Source organism: Rhizobacter sp. P2_H2 (assembly GCF_056403375.1).
The window spans coordinates 1-5,491 of sequence record NZ_JBFUFP010000303.1 but is presented as its reverse complement, the minus strand read 5'-3'; the positions used below and the strand labels follow the sequence as shown (position 1 = coordinate 5,491).

At 67.5% G+C, this 5,491-nt stretch carries 4 protein-coding genes; 3 read left to right on the top strand and 1 reads right to left on the bottom strand.

Annotation, left to right across the window (positions count from 1 at the left end; genetic code table 11):
* The 3 genes from AC1D15_RS16450 to AC1D15_RS16440 form a co-directional block, all read left to right on the top strand.
* Positions 1–2,973, top strand: a 2,973-nt coding sequence (locus tag AC1D15_RS16450; RefSeq protein ID WP_477826809.1) for an efflux RND transporter permease subunit, incomplete at its 5' end; no start/stop codon positions are given.
* Positions 2,974–3,798, top strand: coding sequence for an oxidoreductase (locus AC1D15_RS16445; protein ID WP_477826808.1), 825 nt, complete (start codon positions 2,974–2,976; stop codon positions 3,796–3,798).
* Between the two features lie 38 nt (positions 3,799–3,836).
* Entirely contained in the window at positions 3,837–5,162 is a 1,326-nt protein-coding gene (locus AC1D15_RS16440) for an OmpP1/FadL family transporter (RefSeq protein ID WP_477826807.1), read from the top strand.
* Between the two features lie 2 nt (positions 5,163–5,164).
* Here the strand turns inward: AC1D15_RS16440 and AC1D15_RS16435 are convergent.
* Positions 5,165–5,491: aromatic-ring hydroxylase C-terminal domain-containing protein (locus AC1D15_RS16435; protein WP_477826806.1), on the bottom strand; the 327-nt coding region annotated here is incomplete at its 5' end.

The following is a 5,491-nucleotide window of genomic DNA, read 5'->3' as shown; positions in this document are numbered from 1 at the left end:
CGCTTGGGCCGTCTGGAGGACCCCAACTTCGACGTGCCGCAAATGACGGCCATCGTCGTGTGGCCCGGCGCCACCGCGCAGGACGTGCAAGACCAGGTGCTCAACCGCATCGAGCGCCGGCTGCAGGAGCTGGATCACTTCGAATCCGTGCGCAGCTTCGCACGCCAGGGTTATGGCGGTGTCACGCTGTACATGAAGGGCGGCTCGAGCAAGGCGGAGCTGGACAACGCCTGGTACCAGGTGCGCAAGAAGATCGGCGATGTGCGCCAGGAGTTCCCCGACGGCGTGCGCGGGCCCTTCTTCAACGACGAGTACAACGACCGCTACAGCGTGCTCTACGCGTTGAGCGCGCCCGAGCTGTCGATGGCCGAGCTGCTGGCGGTCACCGAAGACGTGAAGCGGCGCATCCAGGGCGTGGACGGCGTCGGCAAGGTCGACGTTCTGGGCAAGCAGGCCGAGCGCGTGTACGTGGAGCTGTCCACCCGGCGGCTGGCCGCACTCGGCATCGCGCCGACCGCCGTGTTCGACGCGCTGGCGCGCCAGAACCTGGTGGCCCCGGCCGGTTCGGCCGATGCCACGCACGACCGCGTGCAGGTGCGCGTGGACGGCGGATTGCACGGCACCGCGGACGTTTCCAACGTGACGCTGGAAGTGGGTGGCCAGCTGCTGCGGCTGGCCGACATCGCCACCGTGCGCACCGGCTACGAGGATCCGCCGAGCCTGACCATCCGCCACAACGGCGTGCCGGTGCTGGCCATCGGCGTGACGATGCAGGCCAACGGCAACGTGCTGGACTTCGGGCACGCGCTGGAACAGCGGCTGGCGCAGGTGCGGCAGGAACTGCCGGCGGGCGTGGAGATCCAGCAGTACGCCGACCAGCCGCGCGTGGTGGAGGAGTCGGTCTGGGAATTCGAGCGCTCGTTCCTGGAAGCGCTGGCCATCGTGCTGGCCGTGTCCTTCCTGTTCCTGGGCTGGCGCACCGGCATCGTGGTGGCCGCGTCGGTGCCGCTGGTGCTCGGGCTGGTGGCGGCCGTCATGCACGCGGCCGGCTGGGCCCTGGACCGCATCTCGCTGGGCGCGCTGATCATCGCGCTGGGCCTGTTGGTCGACGACGCCATCATCGCGGTGGAGATGATGGTGGTGAAGCTGGAGGAAGGCTGGGACCGGCTGCGCGCTGCCACCTACGCCTACACGACCACGKCGCTTCCGATGCTGACCGGCACGTTGATCACGGCCGCCGGGTTCATGCCGGTGGGTTTCGCCAAGTCGATCGCCGGCCAGTACGCGGGCGGCATCTTCTGGGTCGTCGGGGTGGCGCTGATCCTGTCGTGGCTGGTGGCCGTGATCTTCACGCCGTACCTGGGCGTGCTGCTGTTGCCGAAGAACCTGGCCGCCGGCACGCACCACGACGTCTACGACCGGCCCGTCTACCACCGGCTGCGCGCCGTCATCGATTGGGCGGTGCAGCGCCGGGCCTGGGTACTCGGCGCCACGGTGCTGCTCTTCGCCATCGCCGGTGCCGGCATGCTGACGGTACAGCAGCAGTTCTTCCCCACCGCATCGCGGCCGGAACTGCTGGTGGACCTGAGACTGCGCGAAGGGGCGTCTTTCGCCGCGACCGAGCGCCAGGTGAAGCTGCTCGAAGCCCGACTTGCGAAAGACCCGGACATCGAATTCTTCACCGCTTACACCGGTGCCGGCACGCCGCGCTTCTATCTGTCGATCCTGCCGGAATTGCCGAACCCGGGGTTCGCACAGTTCGTCGTCAAGACGGCGGGCATTGAACAGCGCGAACGGGTGCGCGCCCGGCTGATGGACCTGTTCGCCAGGGACGAGGCTTTGCCGGACGTCAATGCGCGCGTCACGCGCCTGGAGTTCGGCCCGCCGGTGGGTTTCCCGGTCCAGTTCCGTGTCATCGGCCCCGACAAGGCGCAGGTGAGGGAGATCGCCTACAAGGTGCGCGACGCGGTGCGCCAGAGCCTGCTGGTGCGTGACACGCAGTTGGACTGGAACGAGCAGGTCCGCTCGATGAGGGTCCACGTCGACCAGGACAAGGCACGGCTGCTGGGCCTGTCCACGGCCGACATMCAGGGCCTGGTGCAGACCACGCTGGACGGCGCACCCGTGACGCAGATCCGCCGTGGCGAAGAGCTCATCGACGTGGTCGTGCGAGCGACACCCGAGGAGCGCAAGAGCATCGGTCGACTGGGCGACCTGCCCGTGTTCACGCGCAGCGGCGTGACCGTTCCGCTGTCGCAGCTGGCCCGCGTGGAGCCGGGCTTCGAGGAGCCGGTGCTGTGGCGACGCAACCGCGACATGGTGCTCACCGTGCGCAGCGACGTCGCCGACGGCGTGCAGGGTCCGGACGCCACCGCGAAGATCCGGCCGTTGCTGCAGCCGATCGTCGACAGCTTGCCCACGGGCTACCGCCTCGAGGACGGCGGCGCCATCGAGGAGAGCGACAAGGCCAACAAGGCACTGTTCGCGGTGTTCCCGGCGATGTTCGCGGTGATGCTGACTCTGCTGATGATCCAGTTGCAGAGCTTTTCACGCCTGTTCATGGTGTTCATGACGGCGCCGCTGGCGCTGATCGGCGTGGTGCCGGCGCTGCTGCTGTTCCAGGCGCCATTCGGCTTCGTCGCGCTGCTGGGCGTGATCGCCCTGAGCGGCATGATCATGCGCAACTCGATCATCCTGGTCGACCAGATCGACCAGGACATCGCGCGCGGCGTGGCGCCCTGGACCGCCATCGTCGACGCCACGGTACGGCGCTCGCGCCCCGTGGTGCTGACCGCCGCCGCCGCGGTGCTGGCCATGATCCCGCTCACGCACAGCGTCTTCTGGGGGCCGATGGCCATCTCGATCATGGGCGGCCTCGTCGTGGCCACGGCGCTCACCCTCGTCTTCGTGCCGGCACTGTACGCCGCCTGGTTCCGCGTCCGGCGTGACCACATTTCAACCAAGGAGCAATGAATGTCCAACGACCACAAGCAGCAGGATGGCGTCGCGATCGTCACCGGGGCATCGGGCGGTATCGGAGAGGCCACCGCGCTGGCACTGGCGCGGGCCGGATACCGGGTCTTCGGCACCTGTCGCAAACCTCCGCCGTCGAAGTCCGCGGGTGTCGAGTACCTGGTTTGCGATGTCACCAGCGATGCGTCAGTCGAGGCCGCGTTCGGCGAAGTGCTTGCAAAGGCCGGCCGCATCGATCTGCTGGTCAACAACGCAGGGGTCGGGCTGATGGGCGGCGCGGAGGAGTCATCCATCGAGCAGGCGAAGTCACTCTTCGCCGTCAATGTGTTCGGCGTGATGCGGACCACGAACGCCGTCCTTCCCGTCATGCGCCGGCAGGGGCGGGGCCGGATCGTCAACATCAGCTCCGTCATGGGACTGATCCCGGCCCCTTACATGGCGCTGTATGCATCGAGCAAGCACGCCGTGGAAGGCTATTCCGAGTCGCTGGACCATGAGGTCAGGGACGCGGGTGTCAGGGTGGTGCTCGTCGAACCCGCGTACACACGGACTTCGTTCGAGAGCAATCTGATCCAGGCTGACCAACCGCTCGACAACTACAAGTCCGCACGCTCGAACGCGGAGGCTGTCATGCGCGACGTGATGAAAAACGCCGACTCGCCGGAGTCGGTGGCGCAAACCGTCTTGAAGGCCTGCTTCGCGGCAAACCCGCGCCGCCGCTACGCCGCAGGTGGATTCGCGCGACAAGTGAGCCTGCTTCGTCGGTTCGTCCCGGCAGCCGCGTTTGACAAGAGCCTGCGCAAGCAGCTGCGGCTGCCGGCATAGGTCGCGCCACCCCACCCCTCCATGAAACCGACACCCACATGAATTCCATCAAGGTACAGCATCAGACTCTACTCGCCATCGCGGCCAGCCTCGCCTGCGTCGGCACGGCCAACGCGGCTGCCTTCCAGCTCAAGGAGCAGAGTGCCACTGGCCAGGGGCGCGCCTTCGCGGGCTCGATCAGCGAAGGCGGAGACGCCACCGTGATCGCGAACAACCCCGCCGCCATGACGCTGCTGAACGGCCGGTTGATCCAGGCCGATGTCGCGGTCATCGACTACGCCGTCAGGTTCGACGGCACGGGCCATGACGCGCTGGGCCGCCCGCTGTCCGGAGGCCATGGCGGCAACGCCGGCGACACCGCTGCGGTGCCGTCGCTGTACTTCCACACGCCTCTGACGGATCGAATCCATCTCGGCTTCTCCATCACGGCGCCGTTCGGCTTCAAGACCGAATACGACGATGGCTGGGTCGGCCGTTACCAAGGCGTGAGAACAGAGCTCAAGGCCGTCGACGCCGGCGTGGCGGGGTCCTACAAGGTGAACGAGGTCCTGTCGCTCGGCGCCTCGGTGTTCGCCGAGCGCATGGAGGTGAAGTTGCGCGACGCGATCGACTTCGGCGCTCTCCTGGCCGCTTCCAGCGTCTCCGGCTTCTCCCCGACCAGTGCGGACGGATACATCGACATCGACGGCCACGACACCGCGGTCGGCTACACGCTCGGCGGCCTGCTGCGCCCGGCTGACGGGACGACGATCGGATTGGCCTATCGCTCGGAGGTCAGGCACAAGCCGAAGAGCGCCCAGGTCGACTTCTCGATCCCCCCGGCCGCCAACGCCGTGCTGTCCGCGGCCAGGCCCGGCACCTTCGTGAGCACGAGCGCGAGCACCGAGCTGACGATGCCGTCGTCCTGGACGCTCAGTGTCAGCCAGCGACTCGACGACCAGTGGACCGTGATGGCGGACTACTCGCGCACGTCATGGGAAAAGTTCGGCAGCGTGGTGCTGGACTTCGCATCCAACCTGCCCGACGAGACGCTGCACTTCGGCTATCGGAACACGTCGTTCTACTCGATCGGCACGGAGTACCGGGCCAACGACAGCTGGACCTTTCGTGGCGGTGCCGCCTATGACCAGACCCCCGTCACCGATGCGGTGCGAGACGTCCGCGTCCCTGACGTCAGCCGAAGGTGGCTGTCCCTCGGGGCGACATGGCGGGTGGGCGAGTCGCTGACCTGCAGTGTTGGCTACACGCACTTGTTCATCAAGGACACGAGCGTGAACCTCACTTCGTCCACCGCCAGCACGCTGCAAGGTACGTACAAGCTGCGCAGCGACATCGTCGCGGTTTCTGCCCAATACCGCTTCTGACGCTATCGCGCCACCGGATGCGGCGAGCCGAACCAGCGCATGGCTGCCAGGCGAACCTCGTCGTGCGACGGCGGCCCGTCGCACGCCCAGGCGACAAAGCCGTCCGGGCGCACCAGCAGGGCCGCCAGGCCGAGCGGTTGCTTCGCGTTGCCGGCCACGTAGCTGATTCGATCGCTCCACGGCGCAGCGCTGTGCCGCAAGGGATGCGAGCCGTCGAGATCGACCAGCAGGCCTGCGCCGTCATGGAGGTGCGACGCGAGCCTGCTGCCGTCGTCGAACTCGAGATCGGGCGCGCTGCAACCGGTCAGCGGGTGCCTGCCGCCCAGGTC